The sequence below is a fragment of the Mesorhizobium sp. M1A.T.Ca.IN.004.03.1.1 genome (assembly GCF_003997555.1).
GTDB lineage: Bacteria > Pseudomonadota > Alphaproteobacteria > Rhizobiales > Rhizobiaceae > Mesorhizobium.
On record NZ_RZTV01000987.1, the window covers coordinates 1 to 241 of the forward strand.

At 65.6% G+C, this 241-nt stretch carries 1 pseudogene; it reads left to right on the top strand.

Annotated elements, in window-relative coordinates:
* Nucleotides 1-241: pseudogene (gene phnK / locus EOD29_RS34630) on the top strand (phosphonate C-P lyase system protein PhnK); the annotation flags it as partial.

The following is a 241-nucleotide window of genomic DNA, read 5'->3' on the forward strand; positions in this document are numbered from 1 at the left end:
CGACATTGCTCAACTGCATCTCCACCCGGCTGATGCCGACCACCGGCAGCGTCGAATACCACATGCGCGACGGCGGCTACCGCGACCTCTACCGCATGAACGAGGCCGAGCGTCGCTTCCTGATGCGCACCGACTGGGGCTTCGTGCACCAGAACCCCGCCGATGGCCTGCGCATGACCGTTTCTGCCGGCGCCAATGTCGGCGAACGGCTGATGGCGATCGGCGACCGGCACTATGGCAA